The organism is Paenibacillus crassostreae (genome assembly GCF_001857945.1).
GTDB lineage: Bacteria > Bacillota > Bacilli > Paenibacillales > Paenibacillaceae > Paenibacillus_AQ > Paenibacillus_AQ crassostreae.
This window is the reverse complement of record NZ_CP017770.1, coordinates 3,959,995-3,983,089: the sequence shown is the minus strand read 5'-3', so window position 1 is coordinate 3,983,089 and position 23,095 is coordinate 3,959,995. Positions and strand designations below refer to the sequence as shown.

Sequence of the window (23,095 nt, the reverse complement as noted above, 5' to 3'; positions counted from 1 at the left end):
CCCTAGAGCTTACTCAATCATGATTTAGGCATAAAGACCGTACCCTCTTTATTTATTCTCACACCACCAATGGATAATTCCTCAATATCTTTGAATAGCTGTTGGCCCTCTTCTTCAGACATCGGTACGGGCTGACCTAATTCTGCGTGAAAAGGTATAAGCTTAATTCTACATTCCCCCTCTGGAGTACATGTCGTAGAGAATATAGCTGTCTTCCAAGTGGTTTCAGTGAGTGATTTAGTAAAGATGAAGTTACCAGTACTATATGCGATCCATTTGCCTTTATACTGTTCAAGTCCTTGGAGAACATGAGGGTGCGAGCCAATGACCAGATCTGCCCCAGCGTCGACGAATTGATGAGCCAATTCGCTCTGGTTCCCTATCGGGTTTAACGCACGTTCTTCTCCCCAATGCGCCATCACAATGACGATATCCGCCTCCATTCGAGCCGATGCAATCGATTTAATAGCTAGGGTTGGATCGTATACCGTAGCTACTCCTGGGTTTCCTTTTCCAGCATGCCAATCTGACTTTGGAACTACACGACTTACTGCGATAAGCGCAACCTTTACCCCCTGTCGTGTGAAATATGTAGGAGCATATGCTTCATCAGCATCCTTGCCAGCGCCCGCGTACTGAAGCTTACTTTTCTCTAAATACTTTAGCGTATCCAGCAGTCCTGAAACACCTTGATCTAAAATGTGATTATTAGCAAGTCCTACCCCATCCATCCCAGCCTCTTTTAGCGCAACGAGTGCTTTAGGTGAGGATTTGAATACATATTGTTTATCGCTAGCTTCGATCCCCGCTGTAGTAACTGGCGATTCTAAATTAGCAATCGTTAGATCATCTTGTTGAAAAAGTTTACTAACATATTTGAAAGGAAAATCATACCCTTTCATTTTCAGTTTATCTTCCACTTTTCCAGCAAACATCATATCTCCAGCAAAATTAAAGGTGAGAACTGAGTCTGAATTGACAACTATAGACTCATCCTCTTCAATATGAATTTCAGGTTCGACGGATACTTCTGTTGCAGCGGAATCTAATACTCTCTCATCTTCACTATCTTGTTCATCAATTAAATTCGATGAAGTACCATCAGTCAATTTGTTGCCCTCTTCTATATCATCTGATTGCGATATCGTTGTCGTGTCAGTAGGTGTATAGACAAATGAATTTGCCTTATTCTCTTCAGTTACCCAGTAATAAGACAATAATAGGATAATCATAGTTAGTAGAGAAAAATTGAGTATCCACCAAGATCTACCGAGTAACTTTTTTTTCTTTCTAGAAGTTCTCTTTCTATTAGAACGTGATAAGTCCATTCTTTACTCCTTCTTACATAGATTTAGAATTTATAAATCTGCATGTTCTTAGATATCTCTATTATATCAGGTTCCGATAAATAGAACCCAGTATAAGATGAGGCCACTAAAAATAAAAACTACTATCCATTCGGAATCAAATAGATAGTAGCCTTTATCAATTAAAAATACAGTCCCAAAAATTATTTCCCTTGCTTGAAGGAAGCCACGACTTCATCACGTAGAGTCTCAATATAAAGAGGATCGCTATTTAGAGAATCTATTCTCATTAACCTAATATCAAGGTTCTTCGAGATCGCTTGTGCTTCTATATCTAAATCATATAGCACTTCCAAATGATCTGATACGAAGCCTACAGGCGCTACAAGGATATACTTAACGTTATCTTTACTAAGTTCATCAAGTGTATCCAAAATGTCAGGTCCAAGCCAAGGTTCAGCTGTCCGACCAGCACTTTGCCACGAGAATTGCCATGACTTCACGCCTGTCCTTTCAGCAACAGCATTAGAAGTTTCTAATAATTGCTCTGGATAAGGATCTCCCATCTCAATGATTCGTTTCGGAAGACTATGTGCACTAAACAATACTCTAACCTCATCTCGCTTAGCTCCAGCTTGCTCGAATAAATCTAGCTTGGCACTAACACGTCGGCTAAGTGCTTCAATGAATTGAGGATGAAGATGGTAATTCTTCACAAAGGTCATTTCTATACCTAAGTCCGAAGCTTTCGCTTGGGCACGTTTAATATAACTCCCTATACTCATCACGGAATAATGTGGTGCCAATACGATCCCAACAGCATGTTTAATTCCATCCTTAGCCATTTCTTCTACACCATCTTCAATAAAAGGTGCAACATGTTTAAGTCCTTGGTAACATACATACTCAACATCGGAATGGTCTGTACTTGCATTCAACATCGTTTGGAGTTCTCTTACCTGTTGATTGGTATTCTCACGGAGTGGAAATACACCACCAACGATTGCTTCATAACGGCTAACTAAATCCTGCAGTTGTTCAGGAGTAGGGGGATTTCCTCTACGTATATCTGTATAATATTCTTCAATTCCTTCTAAACTCTCTGGTGTTCCGTATGACATAACCAATACGCCTACTTTTGACTTCACGAACTCATCTCCTAATATCTTTATTGCCCTTCTTAACATCTTTACTATTTCAGTTGATCAGCAGAATATTCATGAACAAACTCGGTTAATTCACGAATTTTCTCAATAGATGCTTCAGGATATAATCCGTGTCCTAGGTTAAATATATATCCAGGCTCCTGTATTCCTTCATCAATAATATCTTTAGCATATTGTTTAATGACTTCCATAGGTGCGGTTAATATATATGGGTCCAGATTACCTTGCATGGCGAACCGTCCACCCGTTCTCCGTCGACCTTCCGAGATTGAGACTCTCCAATCCAGACCTACAACATCAGACTGAATATTCTTCAGCGAAGGTAAGAGTTCTCCTGAACTTACTCCTGGAAAATAAATTTTGGGTACATTCAAATCGGCTAGTTCGGTAAAGATACGAGTAATCGTTGGAAGAACAAACTTCTCGAAATCCTTCGGAGCTAATGCTCCAACCCAACTATCAAACAATTGAAATGCTTTACCACCATTAGCAATATGAGCTTTCGCATACGTTATTACCATATCACCAAGCTTGTCCATCAGATTATACCAATGCTTTGGTTCGCTATACATCAATGTTTTGGTAAGAATATAACTTTTGGATGGTCGCCCTTCAATTAAATAACTTGCGATCGTAAAAGGTGCACCCGCAAAAGTAATTAAAGGCACACTCAATTCTTTATCAAGAATTCGAATCGTCTCTATAATATGATTCAGATCTTTTTCCACATCAATGGGACGAAGACGTTCAATGTCCGCTGCATTTCGAATCGGATTATGAATTACCGGTCCGATGTTCTTAACAATATCGAAGTCAACTCCGAGTGAAGCTACGGGATTCATAATATCAGAGTAAAGAATAGCCGCATCGACACCAAGCTTTTGGACAGGCATTAACGTAATTTGTGCCGCAAGTTCCGGTTGACGACTAATTTCAAGAAGACTATATTTCTCCTTAATTTTAAGGTAATCTGGATCCGTTCGACCAGCTTGTCTCATATACCAGACAGGCACCTGGTCAACTTTCTGCTTATAACAAGCTCTTATAAATGCATCATTGTAGGTCATTAATTGGCCCCCATTTTAATATATTTCTCTATCTTTTATTATGCACTTTTTAAAAGTTAGTAACAACTCTCACAGAATAAGATGTCATGACAATCCTATGACATTGTTATCCAATATCTCGTTTTTGATTCTGTTTATGGTATAGTTAACATCCTATAAGTTTCCTTTTTTTATGTTACAGCTAAGATAAGGAGTGTATTACACTTGAACACCTGGAAAATTAATTTAATCGTTTTATGGTTTGGACAATTTCTAGTCAACGCTGGAATTACAATGATTACGCCATTTTTGGCTTTATATTTAGCACAAGATTTAGGAGTCGTTGGTGAACATGAAATAGGCATATGGACTGGTCTTATTTTCGCTGCTAATTTTATGACTTCATTCATATTTCAACCATTATGGGGGAAACTTGCAGATAGATATGGTCGCAAAATTATGTTGTTGCGATCTGGTTTCGGGATGGCCATTGTCATAGTTCTAATGGGATTTGCAAGAACTCCTTGGGAATTATTATTTCTGCGATTATTAAACGGAACCATATCTGGGTTTAACCCTGCCGCGATCTCACTTGTATCAGGTACAACACCAAAAGCACGCATGGGTTATGCGATGGGAATTATGCAATCTGGTCAAGTAGCAGGTACCATACTTGGCCCTCTTATCGGTGGTGTTCTAGCCGACTTAGTAGGCTTCCGTCCTATCTTCTACATTACAGGCACATTAATTCTAATCGCTTCTTTCCTTGCTCTATTCTTAGTTAAAGAATCCTTCGATCGTGATGAGGCTTCTCATATCCCACAAGTGTCTGTTATTCAGGGGTTCAAAGAACTAGCTCATATCCCTCAATTACTTGCACTATTTGCTGTGACTTTCCTATTACAGTTTGCAATGGTAAGCCCGATGTCCTTATTACCATTATATGTACAAGATCTGCATGCCTCATCAGTAAATATAGCTTTCTGGGCAGGATTAGTTGTAGCCGTAACTGGAATTTCTAATATGATCTCCTCACCTATTCTCGGCAAAGTCAGCGACAAATTCGGTTCACATCGTATTTTAACTTACTCATTAATTGGGACTGCCCTTACCATCATTCCCCAGGCATTTGTGCATACCGTATGGCAACTAATTATAGTCCGGTTCCTAATGGGAATCTTTATGGGAGGGTTATTGCCAAGTGTAAATGCTTTGATACGTTCTTACACACCCGATGGTATGGAAAGTCGATCCTTCGGCTTTAATAGCAGTACGCTCGCCCTAGGTAATATGCTGGGTGCTATTATCGGTGGGGTATTGTCTGGTTTTATCGGCATCGAAGGATTGTTTATCGTTTCAGGTGGTTTACTGTTATTGAACGTGATATGGGTAAGAATGAAACTCTATGGTAATAGGCAGCAAGCCAATTGAATCAACGCTTCACTTCACCCATGAGATCGACAGTCCGTCGTAATCTGGAAGTAAAGTACTAATTAGTCGATCGTCCGAAGCGACTTGCTCATTAAAACGACGCATTCCCTGTACTCCCGGGCCATTCTTATCTGTGTTCAACGTTCTTCCGCGTAAGAAGCAGTTATCACCAACGATCAGAGCACCAGGATTAGCCATCATAATAGCGTACTCTAAATACATCGGGTAATTTTCTTTATCTGCATCGATAAAAAAGAAATCAAACTTTCGATCTTCTTTTTTCAATTTCTCAAGACTATCGAGTGCGGGTCCAATCTTGTAATTTACGAAGCTGCCAAATCCTGCAGCCTCCAGATTTTCCTTTGCAAGATTGGCATACTCTTCTTTTAATTCCAAGGAAAGCAATTGTCCGTTCACGGGGAGTCCTCTCGCTATACAAATACCGCTATAACCTCCCAAAGCTCCTATTTCCAATGCATTTTGCACTCGAGAAGTCTGAACAAGAATCGTTAGAAGTCGTCCGTAAGCGGGAGCTACGGATACTTCCGGCATTCCTAATTCCTTAATGCTTTCTTTCACATGCTCTAAATGCTCATCTTCTTTATATATTTGGTTAACATATTCATCAGGGGTGTGAATCAATTTCTATTCCTCCTCAAACTAACTTTCCATATTTGCCTATTTGTTTTATAATTGATGTTTGATTACATCGGTATAGGTTACTATTGTTATTATTGTATGTGTTTTGTCGAAAACCGGCAAGGCAGCGTTATATTAGAGGTCTCCTGACGATGCCCACAGGGTAGCTAGGATGGCCGGATGGAGTTGAATTGGTTAAATGGCTCACTTACAACTTATTGCTACTGCACCGATGGGCTTAGAGTCCATAGTCGCTCGTGAATTGAAAGAACTTGGTTACCATGATATGACAGTCGAGAATGGGCGTGTCACCTTCAGTGGAGATTTAATCGATATATGTCGTTGTAATTTATGGTTGCGAACCTCTGACCGTATTCTAATCAAAATGGGTGAATTTACCGCCATGACCTTTGATGAATTGTTCGAAGGCACTAAAGCATTACCATGGCAGGACGTTATTCCGCAGAATGGTGAATTCCCAGTTGAAGGACGTTCACACAAGTCACAACTAAGCAGTGTACCTGCTTGCCAAAGTATTGTCAAAAAGGCGATCGTAGATAAGTTAAATCAGACATATCATACCGAATGGTTCCCAGAAGATGGACCACGTTATGTAATTGAGGTAATTATGTTGAATGATACCGCCTTAATTACTCTTGATACAACAGGATCTGGACTTCATAAACGCGGATATCGAAAACTCGTAACTGAAGCACCATTGAAGGAGACTATGGCTGCAGCCCTTATCCAACTAAGCCGTTGGAACCCAACTAGACCTTTTTATGATCCATGTTGTGGTTCAGGTACTCTCTTAGTTGAGGCAGCTATGATCGGTTGGAATATCGCTCCTGGACTACGACGTACATTTAATTCAGAAGGATGGCCCATCATTCCTGATGCGTTGTGGTCACAAGCTAGAGAAGAGGCATTTGATGCGGTTCGTGATGATATTCCATTACAAATTGCCGGAAGTGATATTGATCCCGCAGCGATCGAAGTAGCTCAAGCGGCAGTGAATAGTGCTGGGTTCGCCAAAGATATTAAATTGGAGGTTCTCCCCCTCACGAAAGCTAGACCTCAAGGGGAATATGGATGTATCATAACTAACCCGCCTTATGGGGAGCGTTTAAGTGAAATAACGGAGGTAGAACAACTTATTCGTGAGTTAAAAAGAATGACAGTAAGCCTACCGACTTGGTCATTTTTTGCGATTAGTTCAACCAAACGTTTCGAGCAAATCTTCAACAAAAAAGCTGATAAACGTCGGAAGTTATACAACGGAACGATTGAGTGCCAGTACTATCAATATCTTGGCCCACTTCCACCACGTGGACATAGTACGCCACACAGTGATTAAGCTTAGTTCCAACAGCAGCTCGTCCGTACTTTGGACGGGCTGTACCTATGTTTAACATCAACATTTTATGTTGATCCTGACTAATGTTATGATATTAAAAGTTTGTCGTTTACATTCTGTTAATTAAAAAAGGGGAATTCAATCCGTGTATCTCCAAGTAAAAATTCCAAATGCTCTATTCCGTATTAGCAGCTATGCCCTATTTATGCTGATCTTATTAATGAAATTAACTCTTATAGATAACCTGATCAACCTTCCAAATATACAATTAGACCCACTTGACTATGTTATCGCCTTAGGATCTTTAATGTTAGTATCATTCTGGACATTATGGCTCCCTCGTCGTGGCTATGTTGTTTCATTAATACTATTGAACATCATCTTAACCTTCATCATATATTCCGATTTGGTATATTATCGATATTTCGGAGACTTCATAACGGTTCCAGTACTTCTCCAGACGGGTCAAGTTAGTTCTTTAGGCGAGAGTATTCATTCTTTAATATTGTGGAAGGATCTCTCATTCTTCATTGATTGGATTCTCTTTATCCTTTACGCAATCACACGCTGGATTCTGCGACATAAGAAAGAATCATCACTTTATCTCCATCAAACACCACCAATCCGTTCTAGAAATAACAACATTGTCCGTCGTTTCATAGCGGGTACGATTACTTTAGCTATTGGTTATGTCCTTACGTTTTCACCGATTAAACAATACAGTGAAACTTGGGCATTGGGGTTATTCGCAGGTAATTGGTGGAATATGTCTATCTATAATGTCACAGGATTAATCGGATTTCATGGGTATGATATATATCGTTATGCACAAGAACATCTAGGTCCAGAGCCAACACTTTCACAAGAGAAAATGAATGCTGTTAAGGATCTATTTACACAAAAAAGTGCTCAACGAACGATACAGAATAACACTTTTGGCATGTATAAGAATAACAATGTTATTGTTATCCAAATGGAAGCTATGATGAATTTCGTCATCGGTAAGAGCATTAACGGTGAAGAGATCACTCCCCATTTCAACAAACTGATGAAAGAGAGTATGTATTTTAACAACTACTATCAACAGACAGGACAAGGGAGAACATCTGATGCAGACTTCATCTCACATAGTTCACTACACGCATTGCCATCAGGCTCTGCATTTATTCGTTATCCTGAACATAAATACGATATGTTACCTTCCATCATGAAGAAACATGGTTATTCAACGAACGCTTTTCATGCCTATGAGAGTAGCTTTTGGAATCGAACCATCATGTATAACAATATGTCATATGATCACTTTTACAGTAAAAATGATTACAAAAATGATGAGCCTTTGGGATGGTCACTTGGTGACAAATCATTCTTCAAACAATCACTTGATAAGATGAATTCTCTCGATCAGCCATTCTACTCATTCCTAATTACGTTAACTAGCCACTATCCATATACCATGCCAAAAGATACACAACAATTAAATGTCGGTGAATTTAGCGATAATATATTCGGGAATTACCTGCATGCTATACATTACGTAGACGAAGCGCTTGGTCAATTTGTTCAACAAATGAAGGCACAGGGTATCTGGGACAATACAATTCTTGTTCTATACGGGGATCATGATAATTCCATCAAAGATAAGTTCTATTATGAACAATTTCTGGGCAAAAACATAAGCGATCTTGATATGAAACAAATCATGAATCAAGTTCCACTTCTCATCCATTTGCCTGATAATAGTCAAGTGGGTGAATATACAGACCCTGCTGGACAAATTGATTTATCACCCTCACTTCTCCATCTGCTTGGAATTCCAACAGATTCATACCATATGTTAGGCAATAACCTATTCGCAGAGCATGAACGTCAGGTTATACTACGCTCAGGTGCTGTCATAAACAGTAAGCTAGTCTATATCCCTTCCCCTGATGGTGTATATGAGAATGGTAACTGCTATGATCTCAACACAAGAGATACTACTGAGATCACTAACTGCCGAGTTATGTTTGATCAAGCTGCACTTGAACTCAACATTTCGGATCAAGTGATTCAATATAATTTGATAAGTAAGTTAGACAATGACTAACAAGAAATACCCACTATGGTAGTCCATAATGGGTATTTCTTGTTATACATCTATTTATCTGTTATTCAAATTAATCTGTAACATTAATCTCTTTTAAGCGATCGATCTCATCAGCTAGCAGTTCATTTGTGCGTTGTATTGCTAGAGTATTCTCACTCCCTTGAGCTGCCTCAACCGCCTGCTCTGCATGATCCAAGGAATTCTCCACCTGTTCCACTAATTGCTCTGAAGGGTGACTTATCGCCTGTGAGATGGACTGATGGAGCCTATCCACCGAGTTATTGGCTTGGGAAATCGGTGAGTTACTTTGCATACTTGAAAAATGACGTTTAGACATTGAAATAGTCTCCCTTCGCTACATAGTTCCTTACCATTCACCATCATTAGCTTGGTTTCTAAGGGAAGGAACTATTCACGAAGGGCTTATTTATCTTTTGCCAAAAGATTACTTTATGAATGGGGTTACTTTAGCAAGCACTTCTTCTTCCGTTGGTGCACTCACATACCGACCATTAATGTATACGAACGCTCTTTTGCCGCAAGGACCACAATATGATTTGCATCCAACTTTGATTTCAGCATCAGGTGCCATCTTTTGGAGTTTGGGAATAATACTTTTGAGTTTCGTATGCTTACATTTCTCACATACACGTATATCGTTTGCCATTAATATTCAACCTTCTTTATCTATTCTAACTTTAATGATCTCCGTGATTACCCTTAGCTGGATTTGTTATAACAAACCCTTCTTCAGGGAAATATAAATAGTCTATCTTAACGCCATCTAATAATGGTTCGCTTGAATCTAGAATCACATCAATTCCCTTATCCGTCGAAACCACTTCATCCTTCTCCGTTGCTGTATCTACATCCATACCATAATGTGCATGATCACCATGAGCATGTGTAATTAACACACGAAGTTTCAAATCTTTATTTTCTTCTTTGCTTAATTCTTTTAATAATACTTTTGCCGCATTACGGGTTATTTTACAATTCATATGCAACATCTCCTAGTATAGATGTAATTACTTGCCCAACTATTTATTGTAAAGAAACATAATCTATTGCGCAAGCCACTTCATGACTTGTCCTTATTTAAAGTGAATGAGATCACTCTCAGTCCTCCAAATACTGACTAAAGCAATTATGCTGCTAGACATTTGGGTACTTGCGTTGTATTCGTGAGGTGAACCACTTCATAAGAATCACAGTCACACCAATATCATCAATAGGCAGACCTGGTATTAGATCAAGAGGAAATACCCAATACACAATCACAGGGATTAGAAACATTAGCTTGTCCACCAGTGCAACCTGAGGGGAGAACACATATCGACGTAAATTTCCCAACACGGTTATCCAATGTTTGTACGATAATAATCTCCTAAGCTTCAAGTTACTCATCAACCTCCATTCTACAACCTATAAAAGAAGGAGCACCCGCTAGGAAAAATGGCATCCTTACTATGCGATCGACCCCTTCTAGTATATCATACGATTTTTTTCGGAAATGTTTCATTATTTCTAGATCAAATCATTAATTCATTAATTCATTAATTCACCGAGAATCATCCCAACTTCAAAACTTATATTTCGGAAATGATGTATAGGCAAAGGATTAACTCCTTGGCCAACTTCAACTGTAAATCCTGGTCGTTTGAAATGCTGAATAAACCAATCTTTATAACCAGCGTCGCTGCCTTGCAATTTAACAGACCGGTATCCACTAACTTGGGCTAATCGTTGACTAATCATTTGACTCTCTTCTGGTTCGTAATCACGGTAATTCCAATAAATTTCTTGGCCTTGACTGTGTAAAGAAATCACGTAATCCAGTGGTATTTCTAATGTGAAAGTAGCTAATGCTTGAGCTTCAGGTTCACTAAGCGGATGGGTTCCTCCATAATCTCGAGGAGATGGTGATATGATGCCCCTGCGCTTCCCTTCCTCTATCCAATGAGCTGGAAACTGATCACCTAGATCCACCCCACGAATATTAGCTTTCCAATGTTTGAAATCTTTACGTTGGTTATTATAAACCAATAATTGCTCTGCATAAACATGATCATGTGTAACACCTTCTTGAACCAATTCCACACCATCCGGATTAGCCATAGGCAACAACCACAAGGTACAATCCTTAAACCATGTTTGCGGATCATATCCATTCCATAGTTCCTTACTATGGTAAGCTTCTGCATATTGTTCAACAAATTTCATCAATGATAAGGTGGTAATCCACTCATTAGCATGAATAGAAGCATTCACATGTATTTGTCTGGGTCCTTTCCCTATTCTCAACATGCTGAGGGATTTACCCATGACACTTTTTCCTATTTCTTGCGTTTTGATAAAGGAATATTTCATTAAGAGTTCTTCTATATCTTGCATTAACTCGTTATATCCGTATTCACCCTGTGGCTCAACGATACAATTCGCTTCTGATGAGGGAAGTACAAGTATACGTCCAACTGGAAATACGCTCTGAGATATACCAGGGTTCATATCTTCTAGTGCTTGTGTTTGAATGGAGAATTGTTCCGCAACGATCTCTAGCGAATCGCCTAATTGTATCTCGTATCTACGTCGAGGGGATGAGGGAAGGAACAGTACTTGCCCAGGTATTAGATACGATTGATCTGCTGACCACGGATTAGCGAATACAATGTTCTCGATCATTAGACCCTTATTAGCAGCGATACGATGGAGCGTATCTCCCTTTCGAACAATATATTGTTGCATACAATCATTCCTTTCCACTGACTCCATGTTTAGACACATACCACAAAGTTGGGTGGTTAGATTGTATGCTTTGAAAGTTGTACTTCATGCTATATAATTCATCAATTAGTCTTTGAATGTTGAAACCTGCCATACGACTGGCGTCCGCTTGATCTGTTCACCTAGCCATTGATTGGCAATCTTCTTGAAGATTTCTCCATCTCCACTACAGAAGAACTGATGAATCGGAGATTCATCACTCTTAGCTAACTGGCCTTTATCATATAATATCGTGCTGATTTCTCTAGCTGTTTCATCCGCTGAGCTAATCAACTTGACCTCATTCCCCATGACCTCTTGAATTGTATCTATTAAAAAAGGATAATGGGTACATCCAAGTATCAAACAATCAATGGATGTATTACGAATTGACTCTAATGATTGCTCAACAATTTGAAACGTCTCCTCTGAACGGAATAACCCCTGCTCAACAAGTGGTACTAGCAATGGACAAGCTTCACTCGTCACATTAACATACGGTGAGAGTTCTTGTAATGCAGCTGTGTAAGCACCACTACCAATGGTACCCACTGTTCCAATCACTCCGACATGTCCCGTCTTTGTTGCACTAATGGCTGCACGGGCACCTGGATGTATTACCCCTATGACTGGGATATCAACCTTTTCTGAGATATAGGTTAATGCAGCTGCCGTTGCTGTATTACAAGCAATAACGATCATTTTGGGCTCAAACTGTATGAGAAAATCTACGATTTGTTCAGTAAACATTCTAACTTGTTCAGATGATCTCGGTCCGTATGGTGTACGGGCTGTATCACCAAAATATATAATTTTCTCACGAGGGAGCTGTCTCATCACTTCTTTCGCAACAGTTAGTCCCCCCACGCCAGAGTCTAATATTGCTATTGCACGCTTCACGAACACACCGCTTCCTTCTGTCTCAATTTCTGTTTCCTAGGAATCAATTTCTTAAGATTCATTTACTCTTTATGAAATTGATTCACTTTGCTACCATATGATAATGGAAACGATAACGTACCTAAATTTTAATTCAAATCAATCTGTCCTACAAGCACTATACATAATAATACGTCTTCACAGAAAAAAAGGCCTTACATCCTATGGAATCAGGATAAGGCCTACTCTTCAATTGTTCTTAGTTCAATTCATCATCCACAAATAGGTCAAAAGCATCTGTATCTGAATTATCCGGTAATGATGAAATACTAGCTTTCTCTTCCACTACATCTTGTTTAGCGCAACGCCAAGTTTGAATGTCCTGAGCAATACCACTAGCTTTCGTCTTAACAATACCGTAAATATTAGAACCTTGCTCACTAGCAACATGCACCAATTCCTGCGTCTTGTTACTCACCTGACGGGTTGTGTCTACGATGTCTTTACGCAATTCTGAACCAGGCTTTGGTGCCAGCAATAACGCAGTAACAGACCCTAATAAACTACCTACCAACGCACCCCATAAGAAACTTTTATCATTGTCCTTCATCATCCATCTCTCCTTCTTTAAGCTTAGACACAAGTGTCTAATAAAGTATTAATGCACCCATCAACCCACCATAATCGGGCGAATGCCTATTTCTTAATGCATTATAATCAGAGGATGCTTGTCTTGATACACGGGACAACCTAGTTTATTAACTATTTATTCATTGTTGTTGTTAAACTGACTTGCTGCATGCTTTGCCCCTGGATTAAGATCAAGTACATAACGTTCTGGAACCACTAAAGCATGCTGATGCTCACATAAATAAGCTTTATCTGCCGATGTTCCAATGGATTCGCCATCATGGATAATATCACCTTGGTCGTATAAATATTTAGAGATAACGAGTAAGTCACGAGCTACCTCACTAGGATCCATACCGTAGAAATGACATTGGATATCAGGAATACCCAAGGATGATAATCCAAGTGTATCCATAATCATGACCTTTTCTTTACCAGTACTATAGAGGCGAAGATTGACTGCCCCATATAGTTTTTCTCCTAAATCAACAGCTTCCAGATACGTAGTGGGGTGAACCAACTTCTCACTACCATGCCAATACATCGCCTTACATGGTGCTGTTTCTTCAATTGCCTGAACTAATCCTAAAATAAGTTCAAACCGCTGCTTATACGGAAGTCCAGCCGTAAACAAATCATGGATACGAATACTGTACTGACATTTCTCTACAGTCTGCCGAACATTTTGCCAGTGAAAACTTTGTTGTAAGGCAACATCGAAGCGAGTGAAATCTTGAATCTTCCGTGGTTCATATATACAACTCTGAGCAGGAACCTCAACATCTTCAAATGAAACTTTATGGTCCATGTGAAAGAAGACTAAAGGATGAGAGTTCTCATCTTCAGAGTCAGCTATCTCTTGTACAAAAGGAGATGGTAATTCATTACCTGCTTCAGAGATTTTTACGATCCCTGTATATTTTTCCAAGGTTGCACGAAGTTTTTCTACAGAAAGCACAGGTAATTGATCATACAAAAATTCTACTATATAGATCGGGGCAAAGCCCGAAGAATCACTATCATTCTCTAATTGTTGATCAACACTATTGTTTTTTACATCAGAAGTCATTCTACATACTCTCCTTTTATATCATGAAGTTCCTAATTCTCGATCAAGATAATCTTTTACCGAAGTGACAAAGTCATTCAAGATCGTTGGAAGGACCTTGGTTAATGGATGAAGAGAAGAACGATCCCATTCATAATAGTCCTGAACCAGAGGTCTACGAAGTTTCACTAATTCAATTAAGCAATTATAAATTGTATTATTAAAAACATTCTCTTTATGTGTAATTTCAAGGATATCCTCGTAACTACTAGCATCTCGCATGATGAAACCATCGATAAGAAAACTACCAACATCGGTTACAGTTTCGATTGCTAAATGTAAAGCTCGTTCCTGAGCAAAACTCAAGCTAAGACCCTTATCCCATTTATCCACTACGATTTGAAGAACCTCTACGATCTCAGGAATGGCTTGTAATCGTCTGTCGATCTGTTCTCTATTGACATAATACACGGCTTGACCCCCATACAATATGTTAGTCGAAAATTCGATTTATACCTCGTAATCTACAGCTATTGAGCTTTCCTTGAATTCATTCATATGCTGAATAACTAACTGATGAACAGGATGAACTTGATAAGCCTGAAGGTCTTTAAGTGATTCAACTTCTGTAATCAATGAAATATCATATGAACGTTCAGAACGAATCACATCAATACCAACTTCTATGGATTTAAGCTGTGGAATCTTACCCTCCATATTTCTCAGAACATCTGCTGTTCTATTAATACTTTCAGGAGAACTATCTTTTAATTTGAAGAATACAATATGTTTAATCATGGAATACTCCTTATCATCTTAAAAAATATGGTTCATCAAAAATATAACATACCCTATGACTTTGTTAAAGAAACTTGTCATTTATGGTTTCTTATTTAGATCATTGTTATGTTTTTCCTTATTCTTCAAGGCAGCAATGATTCTTGTAATTTGTTCAGGTAGAGGTAATCCTAACCGTCCATAATTCTCAGTAATGGATATGAGTTCATTTACCATATAAAAATAAATGACACCACTTTTCACTGCTCCAAACCCATTATTCATTAAAAGATCCAATTGATGTGCTAATATAATAACTAGGAACATCAACGCCTTACGCGTCAATCCCCAAAAACCAATCTTGCTATTGAGACCTGATTTATTCTTGATTGCTGCTAGTACACCTGTGATATAATCAATTATGATCACAACAAGAAATATATTAAGCAATTGATTCCAACTACCAAAAGAAAACGTAAGAATAGTTCCAATAATACCAGTCATACCTTGTACTATATATATGTTCACCATACCCACTCCTTCCTTCGACTTCACATAAACTATCATATGTTGAGAACTGTTGGATGAAATGGTCAATATCATCATTCTCATAGATTAATAGATTAGCTAGATTTTGAAATAGGGATGGTTAGTGTTACTATTGTAACTTCTTCATATGATGGTTTACCTTAACGCACTACGCTTGGTAGGGGATTCCATCATCTAGAGTGAAATTCATAAAAATCATCGGAGGAATTATGCCTACTCAACCAGAAAAACATTCGATTCAGGCCTGGGCTCTGATCAACCGTAAGTATCTAGGAAAAGGTGTTCGTGTCAAACGTTTCCGCAAACCCACTCGTTGTCAAATACGCAATCGTGTTCTGCTCGCAATTCTCATGACAAGAGACATCAAATTATCTAAATTGGCTGAAGATCTCTCTGTATCTTCTCGAAGTGTCAGCGCTTGGGTATATGAAGGACGAATTCCTAGTAAGAAGAATATGGATAGCGTCTGTCAGTATTTAGGGTATCCGCGACATATTCTATTTAATGAAGAACTCCTCGAAAAAAGTCCGATCATTTGCCAACCAGCACATTCAAAATTTATGCGAAGAACGATAACTCGCTCCCCTATTAGTAACCATATTCTTACGGGACTCTGTATGGTTCATGATCTATCCGTCAGTGATGTGAGTAAGTGGATCAATGTTCATCCGGGAACATTCCGTAAATGGTTACATCAGGGTACACTACCATCCAAAACATTCCAAGAAAAGGCAGAAGACTTTTTCCGAATCCCTATGTCCATTCTATTCGCTGATTGCATGATACAGGAGACTAATGATGATCTTAGTCATGCATAAATCTTGGGACTATCTATACGGTATGACAACAATAAAGCTAGGATGACTGAACTTAGTTCAGTCACCCTAGCTTTTTTATTCTCCATGAATCAATTATACGTCTGCTTGTTCCTTCAAGGATTTCAGTTTCTTCATCACATTATTCTCACCACGACCGAAGTAATCATGAAGCTTACTATATTCTTGATATAATACGTCATACACTGCCTTGTTCTCAGGAATAGGTGTGAAGCTTTCTTCACGAATACGCGCCATGTATTGTGCAGCATCGACGATATTGTCATACCCACCGTTTTCTTTACCAGCAGCTACAGCGGCAAACATTGCTGCACCTAGGGCAGGTGTCTGAGTGGAAGCGGACACTTTGATTTCCCGACCGGTAACATCCGCATAAATTTGCATAAGTAATTTATTCTTTTGTGGCAATCCACCACATGCATATAGCACCTCAACTGGAACCCCATTATTATGGAATGCATCCACAATGGTACGAGTTCCAAAAGCTGTTGCTTCAAGTAATGTACGATATACTTCTTCTGGCTTGGTGAGTAACGTATAACCCACAATTAACCCAGTAAGGTCCGTATCAACCAATACTGAACGATTCCCATTCCACCAATCAAGGGCTAATAGTCCCGTCTGACCTGGTCGGTAAGCTGCTGCTTTCTTCTCGAGCCATTCATGAACAGAGATTCCTTCTTGTTTCGCTTGGTCTTTGACTGTACCAGGGACAGCTTCATCTACGAACCATGCAAAGATGTCTCCAACAGCCGATTGACCTGCCTCATAACCGAAGTAACCAGGTATAATACCATCTTCTACAGCACCACACATACCTTCAACTTCGCGTTCTTCATCACCCAATAATAAATGACAAATCGATGTACCCATAGACATAACAAGCTTACCTGGCGTAACTACACCTACCGCTGGAACTGCAGCATGAGCATCTACATTACCTACGGCAACTGCAATTCCAGCCAATAGACCCATTTTCTCTGCCATTCCCGGAGTTAATCCACCCGCTTTAGTACCCAGTGGATATACTTCACCACGTAACTTCGTATCTGCAATATTCTCCAAACGAGGATCTAATGCTTTAAAGAAATCTTTACTTGGGTACCCATCACGCTTGTGGTGAATAGATTTGTATCCAGCCGTACATTGATTTCGTTTAAGACTTCCGCACATTTGCATAATCACCCAGTCGGTAGCTTCTACAAATTGATCAGCCGCATCATAAATCTCGGGTGCTTCATTCAATATTTGCCATGCTTTCGCAATCATCCACTCGGAGGATATCTTACCACCATATCGTGGGAGGAATTTTTCTCCTCTTTCAGCAGCGATAACGTTAAGGCGATTAGCCTCATCTTGTGCCGCATGATGCTTCCATAACTTCACCCAACTATGTGGATTATCTTTATAGTCATCTTTTAAACAAAGCGGTGTACCCTTCTCATCTATAGGAAGCATCGTACAAGCTGTGAAGTCTATTCCAATCCCAATAACATCCGCTGCTGAGATTCCAGCTTCCTTCATAACTGCTGGAACAGAATTAGTCAGAACCTCGATGTAATCTGCTGGATGCTCAAGGGCCCAATCCATGCTTAACTTCAACCCGTTCCCTGGAAGATTCTCATCGATTACTCCATGACGGTAAGGTGTGACATGCGTTGCGACCTCATCACCATTCGAAAGATTAACCAATACCGCTCTTCCTGACTCTGTCCCATAATCTACTCCTACCGCATATTTAATACTCATCTTAATGCTCCCCCTTCTTCTGACCATAGTATGCATTCGCGCCATGTTTACGGAAAAAGTGCTTATCTAACAGTGCCTGATCCATCGGTCCTAGGTCAGGATTCAGCACAAATGAACGATAGGCAATCTTTGCTACTTCTTCTGTTACTACTGCATTGTGAACCGCGTCATGTGCATTCTTACCCCAACAGAAAGGAGCGTGTAAATTCACTAATACGCCAGGGACATCCATAGGATTCATATCTCTAAAAGTTTCAATAATGACGTGACCTGTCTCTAATTCATATTCACCAGCAATTTCTGATTCTGTCATTTTTCTAGTACATGGGATGGTTCCATAGAAATAATCACCATGTGTGGTCCCTAGTGCCGGAATACCACGTCCTGCTTGAGCCCAACTTGTAGCCCAAGATGAATGGGTATGTACAACACCACCGATCTCTGTGAAGTTTCGATATAGTGCAAGATGTGTTGGGGTATCTGAAGAAGGTCTTAGATCTCCTTCTATAATTTCACCTTTCAAATTTACAACAACTAATTGATCTGCTTTAAGTTCTTCATAGGGCACACCACTAGGTTTGATCACAACTAAACCTTGCTCACGATCAATACCACTAACATTACCCCAGGTAAACGTAACTAGCCCATATTTAGGAAGCGCAAGATTGGCTTCTAACACTTCTTCTTTCAGTTGTTCTAACATGTTATGAAATGCTCCCTTCTCGTCTATTCTCATTAAAATATTGAATGAAAGCGTAAACTATTATGTTATAATAAATGAATTTATCCAAACATAACAGTTTTATATAAATTCATTATACACTTGTACGTACAACTTATCCAACTATTTTTAACAACAAAAAAAGTCAATTCCGTTAGAGGAAAAGACTTTAGATTTCATTTCAATGTTAGTTACTACTACAACATCACTTTAGACGTCGATTCGCGAATAATAAGTTCCGGTTTTAAAATATTCTCTCCACCTTCGAACCTTTCCATTTTCCCCTCAATCATCGAAATCATCCATTGTGCTGCCTTAATTCCCAACTCCCTCTTGGGATGACTAATCGTTGTAAGCTTCACTTCAGTCGCTGTTGAGAGGAAAGAATCATCAAAGCCGACAATCGATAAATCTTTAGGAACAGAACAACCATTCGAACGAACGGTATCTAATAATTGAACTGCTAGTTGATCATTATATGTAACCCAACCTGTAGGTCGTTCGCCAATGGGTAACTTTAACATCTTAGCAGCATACTCTTGCGGTTTGTCTTTCTTCTCCTCAGTAATATATGTAAATACTGAGTTTGATGATAATGGAATATTGTATTTATGGTGAGCTGATATAAACCCCTTCATACGACGAATTCCCTGCATGTCATCTGTTTTAAAGAACCCCGTTAATTGCCGATGACCTAACGAGATCAGATGCTCCGCAGCCAGAAAACCTCCCCTCTCATCATCCACTCTTAGACAAGGAGAATCCATTTCCTCATAACGTGCATTTACCATAATATAAGGTATTTGACGATTCTCCATCGTAAGAAAATAACTCAGATTAGGATTGCGTTCACCACTCTTCGTAGGCTCCATAATAATCCCGCTAAGTGATTGATCCAACATCATCTCCAGACATTCTCGTTCCTTATCTCTATCATTATCTGTACTTGTTAACAATAGGTGATATCCATGACTTCGCAGTTCACTTTCAATCCCCTGTACAATTAAGGGGAAAATATAATCTGAAATGTAGGTTGTAACTACACCAATGGTCTGTGTATTGTTCGTTACTTTCATGCTGGGTTGCGTAACAAATGTCCCTTTTCCTTGAATACGAAATAACCAACCCTCTTGAACGAGTTCACCAATCGCTTGACGTACCGTTTGTCGACTAACCTGATACTGTTCAGATATTTCATTCTCAGATGGGAGCTGACTTTCTGGTAGTAACTTGGATGAATGGATCCATGATAAGATTTCTTGCTTTACAATTCTATATTTTGCGGTCATGGCTCCTCCGTTAGACTATTATTTGGTTCAAGATGTAGGTATTATATCATATAATTTATTTGTACGTACAACTTGCCGTTTCATCCATCTAACTTATGAATCGAAATTACCGAACGCAAATAGAGACGAATCCACATGAAAGGGCTTCGTCTCTTAGAATTACATGTTTACTTCAGCCAAACCGGCCGGTGATATAATCCTGAGTCTTCGGATTAGTTGGGTTGGTGAAGATCGTATCTGTCGTATCATATTCCATCAAAGTGCCTAGATAGAAATATGCAGTATAATCAGATATTCTTGCAGCCTGCTGCATATTGTGTGTAACAATTACAATGCTGAGATCCTTCTTTAGTTCAACGATAAGTTCTTCTACTTTTGCCGTAGATACAGGATCAAGTGCTGATGCCGGTTCATCCAACAATAGAATACGAGGATTAACAGAAAGCGCACGTGCTATACATAGCCGTTGTTGCTGGCCTCCAGATAAAGATAGCGCAGATTGCTTCAAGCGATCCTTAACTTCATCCCATAATGCTGCCTTTCTTAAACTACTTTCAACAATTTCATCTAATTTCTTCTTATTCTTGATTCCGTGGTATTTCGGACCAAAAGCAATATTCTCATAAATTGATTTGTAGAAAGGATTTGGTTTCTGCCATACCATCCCGATGTTTTGTCTTAATTCAATGACATCGGTTCCTGGTGAATTAATATCTTTGCCATTAATCCAGATTTCACCTTCAATCCTAGAACCAACAATCTCATCATTCATGCGGTTTAAGGAACGTAGAAATGTAGATTTCCCGCATCCGGAAGGACCGATCAATGCGGTTACACTTTGTTCAGGAAAATTCATATCAATTTTTTTTACCGCTTCGTATGTCCCATAAAAGACACTGAGTTTCTCTGTTCGAAAGGATGTTTGCATATATGTGTACCCCTATTCCGTAACTTTAGATGCTGTAAAGTAGCGATATAATACTCTACCCAGCCATCTAGCAAGTAAATTGAATACTAATACAAGGATAACGAGCACTGCTGAAGCTCCAGCAGCAATCTCTGCTGCATCTGGTGCTAGACCCTCATTATTTATTTTCCAGATATGAACAGCTAATGTTTCGGCAGGACGGAATGGATTAATCGGTGACATAGGACTAAAGGGATTCCAATCCGTGAAATCAAGTCTTGGCGTGGACATCCCTGCTGTAAATAGAAGTGCAGCTGCCTCTCCGAATACTCTACCCGCTGCAAGTACAATTCCCGTCACGAGACTCGGTAATGCCACGGGAAATAGGATCGATGTAATAATCTTCCACTTGGACAACCCAAGTGCAAGTCCAGCTTCTTTCTGCTCCTTAGCAACACCTCTGAAAGCTTGCTCCGTAACACGTACTATAAGTGGTAAGTTGAAAATGGTCAGTACTAACGCACCTGAGAAGAGTGAGAAACCAAATCCAAAAGTATTTACAACCAGTAACAAACCGAACAATCCTACTACGATCGATGGAAAGGATGAGAGCACTTCTACTACAAGGCGAATCGTACCTGTAATTTTACCAGGCTTAGCGTATTCCGCCATGTAAATCCCTGCACCCAGACCTAATGGAATCGTAATAATCAATGTGAGTACCAATAAGAAGAGTGAGTTAAATAATTGTGGTCCAATCCCCCCACCTACTCTAATGGTCTGTGGAATAGATGTTAAGAATGACCAACTAATATGACTAAATCCTCTAAATAGGATATATCCCAACAACCCGAGTAATACAGCAACAATGATTAAGGAGAATGTGACAATTACGCCAGTAGCAATTTTATCAACTGTTTTGGGTTTCAAATCCGATTTCTCCTTTCAAGAAGTCTAACAACAATTACGAAGATAAATGTCATGATCATAAGAGCTAGAGCCATACTCCAAAGAGCATTATTTTCGATAGATCCACCGATGGTATTTCCCATATTCAACGTAATTACACTTGTAAGTGTGGACGCTGATTGAAACAATGAATTAGGTATATGAGGAGCATTCCCAATAACCATCTGTACAGCTAATGCTTCACCAAACGCACGTGCCATACCAAGTACGATCCCAGTAAGGATGGATGGCAAGACGGTTGGTATAACCACTCTAGAAATAGTCTGCCAGCGTGTAGCTCCTAGTGCAAAGGAAGACTCCTTCAATCCTTTAGGAAGAGTACTGAGTGCATCTGTTGTAATACTTGTAATGGTAGGCAGAATCATAATTGAGAGCACTAATGAACCTGCAGCAATCCCAATCCCCTGCCCTGGAAATATATCACGAAAGAGTGGAACGATAACAGATAACCCAACAAAGCCATATACAACAGATGGAATACCTGCAAGCAATTCGATGACAGGCTGTAGTATTCTTTTTCCCCAACCTGGAACAATTTCTGTCATGAATAACGAAGCACAAATACTTAATGGACTTGCAATTAATGCTGCCAAAATTGAAGTTGAGAAGGAGCCAACAATAAAGGGAAGGGCACCATAAAGTGGATTATCCGAACCTGGGCTCCATTTTGTTCCAAACAAGAAATCACCAACATTTAAACCATCTTTGATAAAGGTCGAAAGACCTTTAGATGCTACGAAGTAGATCATGGATACAATGATAATAACAAGCAAAGATACGCAGAACGTCGTGTAAATACGTCCAATCGAATCTTCCATGTGATGCCTTTTCATTCGAATAGGAGATGGATTTTTCGCTTTCATAGCTGTCCTACTTTCTTAAAGTGAAAATAGAGGCAGATAAATCCGCCTCTTTGGTAATATAAACCAGTGTATATTCATTT

General features: G+C 39.3%; 25 protein-coding genes. 4 read left to right on the top strand and 21 right to left on the bottom strand.

The genetic code is table 11. The features are described 5' to 3' along the window. Window positions 1–17: 17 nt before the first annotated feature. The 3 genes from LPB68_RS18385 to hemE all read right to left on the bottom strand — a co-directional run bounded on the left by LPB68_RS18385 (window position 18) and on the right by hemE (window position 3,540). Complete coding sequence (locus tag LPB68_RS18385) at window positions 18–1,328, bottom strand: CapA family protein (protein WP_068656266.1); 1,311 nt, start codon at window positions 1,326–1,328, stop codon at window positions 18–20. 182 nt (window positions 1,329–1,510) lie between these two features. Further along, the gene (gene hemH / locus LPB68_RS18380; RefSeq protein WP_068656268.1) at window positions 1,511–2,455 is read right to left on the bottom strand and encodes a ferrochelatase; all 945 of its coding nucleotides are present in this window, start codon (window positions 2,453–2,455) and stop codon (window positions 1,511–1,513) included. Between the two features lie 44 nt (window positions 2,456–2,499). Beyond that, window positions 2,500–3,540 carry a uroporphyrinogen decarboxylase gene (gene hemE, locus LPB68_RS18375; RefSeq protein WP_068656269.1) on the bottom strand — a complete coding sequence of 347 codons (1,041 nt, stop codon included), beginning with the start codon at window positions 3,538–3,540 and terminating at the stop codon, window positions 2,500–2,502. A gap of 204 nt (window positions 3,541–3,744) precedes the next feature. Between hemE and LPB68_RS18370 the strand changes: the two genes are divergently transcribed. Then, window positions 3,745–4,950, top strand: coding sequence for an MFS transporter (locus LPB68_RS18370; RefSeq protein WP_068656270.1), 1,206 nt, complete (start codon window positions 3,745–3,747; stop codon window positions 4,948–4,950). Between the two features lie 9 nt (window positions 4,951–4,959). Here the strand turns inward: LPB68_RS18370 and LPB68_RS18365 are convergent, their stop codons facing one another. Continuing rightward, complete coding sequence (locus LPB68_RS18365; protein ID WP_068656271.1) at window positions 4,960–5,592, bottom strand: O-methyltransferase; 633 nt, start codon at window positions 5,590–5,592, stop codon at window positions 4,960–4,962. A 196-nt stretch (window positions 5,593–5,788) separates the two neighbouring features. Between LPB68_RS18365 and LPB68_RS18360 the strand changes: the two genes are divergently transcribed. Then, window positions 5,789–6,946 carry a THUMP domain-containing class I SAM-dependent RNA methyltransferase gene (locus tag LPB68_RS18360; protein WP_068656273.1) on the top strand — a complete coding sequence of 386 codons (1,158 nt, stop codon included), beginning with the start codon at window positions 5,789–5,791 and terminating at the stop codon, window positions 6,944–6,946. A gap of 205 nt (window positions 6,947–7,151) precedes the next feature. Next, entirely contained in the window at window positions 7,152–9,035 is a 1,884-nt protein-coding gene (locus LPB68_RS18355; protein WP_082865642.1) for an LTA synthase family protein, read from the top strand. A gap of 70 nt (window positions 9,036–9,105) precedes the next feature. On the opposite strand, the gene LPB68_RS18350 is transcribed toward LPB68_RS18355, so the two are convergent. The 11 genes from LPB68_RS18350 to LPB68_RS18300 all read right to left on the bottom strand — a co-directional run bounded on the left by LPB68_RS18350 (window position 9,106) and on the right by LPB68_RS18300 (window position 15,663). Beyond that, window positions 9,106–9,372 (bottom strand): hypothetical protein, encoded by a 267-nt coding sequence (locus LPB68_RS18350; RefSeq protein ID WP_068656276.1) that lies wholly within the window; start codon window positions 9,370–9,372, stop codon window positions 9,106–9,108. A gap of 108 nt (window positions 9,373–9,480) precedes the next feature. Beyond that, the gene (locus tag LPB68_RS18345; RefSeq protein WP_068656278.1) at window positions 9,481–9,702 is read right to left on the bottom strand and encodes a YuzB family protein; all 222 of its coding nucleotides are present in this window, start codon (window positions 9,700–9,702) and stop codon (window positions 9,481–9,483) included. Window positions 9,703–9,733: 31 nt separating this feature from the next. Then, the gene (locus LPB68_RS18340; protein ID WP_068656279.1) at window positions 9,734–10,036 is read right to left on the bottom strand and encodes a HesB/IscA family protein; all 303 of its coding nucleotides are present in this window, start codon (window positions 10,034–10,036) and stop codon (window positions 9,734–9,736) included. 154 nt (window positions 10,037–10,190) lie between these two features. After that, the gene (locus tag LPB68_RS18335) at window positions 10,191–10,433 is read right to left on the bottom strand and encodes a hypothetical protein (RefSeq protein ID WP_068656280.1); all 243 of its coding nucleotides are present in this window, start codon (window positions 10,431–10,433) and stop codon (window positions 10,191–10,193) included. Between the two features lie 150 nt (window positions 10,434–10,583). Then, window positions 10,584–11,780 carry a M14 family metallopeptidase gene (locus tag LPB68_RS18330; RefSeq protein WP_068656281.1) on the bottom strand — a complete coding sequence of 399 codons (1,197 nt, stop codon included), beginning with the start codon at window positions 11,778–11,780 and terminating at the stop codon, window positions 10,584–10,586. A gap of 105 nt (window positions 11,781–11,885) precedes the next feature. After that, window positions 11,886–12,698 carry a glutamate racemase gene (gene racE / locus LPB68_RS18325; RefSeq protein WP_068656698.1) on the bottom strand — a complete coding sequence of 271 codons (813 nt, stop codon included), beginning with the start codon at window positions 12,696–12,698 and terminating at the stop codon, window positions 11,886–11,888. A gap of 238 nt (window positions 12,699–12,936) precedes the next feature. Beyond that, complete coding sequence (locus LPB68_RS18320; protein WP_232510173.1) at window positions 12,937–13,290, bottom strand: YtxH domain-containing protein; 354 nt, start codon at window positions 13,288–13,290, stop codon at window positions 12,937–12,939. 153 nt (window positions 13,291–13,443) lie between these two features. Then, window positions 13,444–14,376 carry a DUF4261 domain-containing protein gene (locus LPB68_RS18315; protein ID WP_068656284.1) on the bottom strand — a complete coding sequence of 311 codons (933 nt, stop codon included), beginning with the start codon at window positions 14,374–14,376 and terminating at the stop codon, window positions 13,444–13,446. A gap of 21 nt (window positions 14,377–14,397) precedes the next feature. Next, window positions 14,398–14,826, bottom strand: a complete 429-nt coding sequence (locus LPB68_RS18310; RefSeq protein WP_068656285.1) for a DUF86 domain-containing protein — start codon at window positions 14,824–14,826, stop codon at window positions 14,398–14,400. 39 nt (window positions 14,827–14,865) lie between these two features. After that, window positions 14,866–15,153 (bottom strand): Dabb family protein, encoded by a 288-nt coding sequence (locus LPB68_RS18305; protein WP_068656287.1) that lies wholly within the window; start codon window positions 15,151–15,153, stop codon window positions 14,866–14,868. 81 nt (window positions 15,154–15,234) lie between these two features. Beyond that, entirely contained in the window at window positions 15,235–15,663 is a 429-nt protein-coding gene (locus tag LPB68_RS18300; RefSeq protein ID WP_068656288.1) for a phage holin family protein, read from the bottom strand. Window positions 15,664–15,890: 227 nt separating this feature from the next. Here LPB68_RS18300 and LPB68_RS18295 point away from each other — a divergent pair, with 227 nt between their 5' ends. After that, a complete protein-coding gene (locus tag LPB68_RS18295; RefSeq protein ID WP_068656289.1) occupies window positions 15,891–16,499 on the top strand; it encodes a helix-turn-helix domain-containing protein in 609 nt (202 codons plus the stop codon). 93 nt (window positions 16,500–16,592) lie between these two features. On the opposite strand, the gene LPB68_RS18290 is transcribed toward LPB68_RS18295, so the two are convergent. The 6 genes from LPB68_RS18290 to pstC form a co-directional block, all read right to left on the bottom strand. Then, window positions 16,593–18,266, bottom strand: coding sequence for a ribulokinase (locus LPB68_RS18290; RefSeq protein WP_068656291.1), 1,674 nt, complete (start codon window positions 18,264–18,266; stop codon window positions 16,593–16,595). A gap of 1 nt (window position 18,267) precedes the next feature. Then, entirely contained in the window at window positions 18,268–18,969 is a 702-nt protein-coding gene (araD, locus tag LPB68_RS18285) for an L-ribulose-5-phosphate 4-epimerase (RefSeq protein WP_068656292.1), read from the bottom strand. A gap of 215 nt (window positions 18,970–19,184) precedes the next feature. Continuing rightward, window positions 19,185–20,276 (bottom strand): GntR family transcriptional regulator, encoded by a 1,092-nt coding sequence (locus tag LPB68_RS18280; protein ID WP_068656293.1) that lies wholly within the window; start codon window positions 20,274–20,276, stop codon window positions 19,185–19,187. A 172-nt stretch (window positions 20,277–20,448) separates the two neighbouring features. Beyond that, on the bottom strand, window positions 20,449–21,204 hold the full coding sequence (gene pstB, locus LPB68_RS18275; RefSeq protein WP_068656294.1) for a phosphate ABC transporter ATP-binding protein PstB: 756 nt from the start codon (window positions 21,202–21,204) through the stop codon (window positions 20,449–20,451). A gap of 12 nt (window positions 21,205–21,216) precedes the next feature. Next, a complete protein-coding gene (gene pstA / locus LPB68_RS18270; RefSeq protein ID WP_068656296.1) occupies window positions 21,217–22,113 on the bottom strand; it encodes a phosphate ABC transporter permease PstA in 897 nt (298 codons plus the stop codon). Beyond that, window positions 22,110–23,015 carry a phosphate ABC transporter permease subunit PstC gene (pstC, locus tag LPB68_RS18265; protein WP_068656297.1) on the bottom strand — a complete coding sequence of 302 codons (906 nt, stop codon included), beginning with the start codon at window positions 23,013–23,015 and terminating at the stop codon, window positions 22,110–22,112. The genes pstA and pstC overlap by 4 nt, the downstream gene beginning before the upstream one ends. Between the last annotated feature and the right edge of the window lie 80 nt (window positions 23,016–23,095).

Excerpts from the sequence above, each read along its gene's own strand:
- LPB68_RS18385 (WP_068656266.1), bottom strand. The coding sequence starts at position 1,328 with ATGGACTTATCACGTTCTAATAGAAAGAGAACTTCTAGAAAGAAAAAA.
- hemE (WP_068656269.1), bottom strand. The coding sequence starts at position 3,540 with ATGACCTACAATGATGCATTTATAAGAGCTTGTTATAAGCAGAAAGTT.
- LPB68_RS18360 (WP_068656273.1), top strand. The coding sequence starts at position 5,789 with ATGGCTCACTTACAACTTATTGCTACTGCACCGATGGGCTTAGAGTCC.
- LPB68_RS18355 (WP_082865642.1), top strand. The coding sequence starts at position 7,152 with ATGCTGATCTTATTAATGAAATTAACTCTTATAGATAACCTGATCAAC.
- LPB68_RS18350 (WP_068656276.1), bottom strand. The coding sequence starts at position 9,372 with ATGTCTAAACGTCATTTTTCAAGTATGCAAAGTAACTCACCGATTTCC.
- LPB68_RS18345 (WP_068656278.1), bottom strand. The coding sequence starts at position 9,702 with ATGGCAAACGATATACGTGTATGTGAGAAATGTAAGCATACGAAACTC.
- LPB68_RS18340 (WP_068656279.1), bottom strand. The coding sequence starts at position 10,036 with ATGAATTGTAAAATAACCCGTAATGCGGCAAAAGTATTATTAAAAGAA.
- LPB68_RS18330 (WP_068656281.1), bottom strand. The coding sequence starts at position 11,780 with ATGCAACAATATATTGTTCGAAAGGGAGATACGCTCCATCGTATCGCT.
- LPB68_RS18320 (WP_232510173.1), bottom strand. The coding sequence starts at position 13,290 with ATGATGAAGGACAATGATAAAAGTTTCTTATGGGGTGCGTTGGTAGGT.
- LPB68_RS18315 (WP_068656284.1), bottom strand. The coding sequence starts at position 14,376 with ATGACTTCTGATGTAAAAAACAATAGTGTTGATCAACAATTAGAGAAT.
- LPB68_RS18305 (WP_068656287.1), bottom strand. The coding sequence starts at position 15,153 with ATGATTAAACATATTGTATTCTTCAAATTAAAAGATAGTTCTCCTGAA.
- LPB68_RS18300 (WP_068656288.1), bottom strand. The coding sequence starts at position 15,663 with ATGGTGAACATATATATAGTACAAGGTATGACTGGTATTATTGGAACT.
- LPB68_RS18295 (WP_068656289.1), top strand. The coding sequence starts at position 15,891 with ATGCCTACTCAACCAGAAAAACATTCGATTCAGGCCTGGGCTCTGATC.
- LPB68_RS18290 (WP_068656291.1), bottom strand. The coding sequence starts at position 18,266 with ATGAGTATTAAATATGCGGTAGGAGTAGATTATGGGACAGAGTCAGGA.
- araD (WP_068656292.1), bottom strand. The coding sequence starts at position 18,969 with ATGTTAGAACAACTGAAAGAAGAAGTGTTAGAAGCCAATCTTGCGCTT.
- LPB68_RS18280 (WP_068656293.1), bottom strand. The coding sequence starts at position 20,276 with ATGACCGCAAAATATAGAATTGTAAAGCAAGAAATCTTATCATGGATC.
- pstB (WP_068656294.1), bottom strand. The coding sequence starts at position 21,204 with ATGCAAACATCCTTTCGAACAGAGAAACTCAGTGTCTTTTATGGGACA.
- pstC (WP_068656297.1), bottom strand. The coding sequence starts at position 23,015 with ATGAAAGCGAAAAATCCATCTCCTATTCGAATGAAAAGGCATCACATG.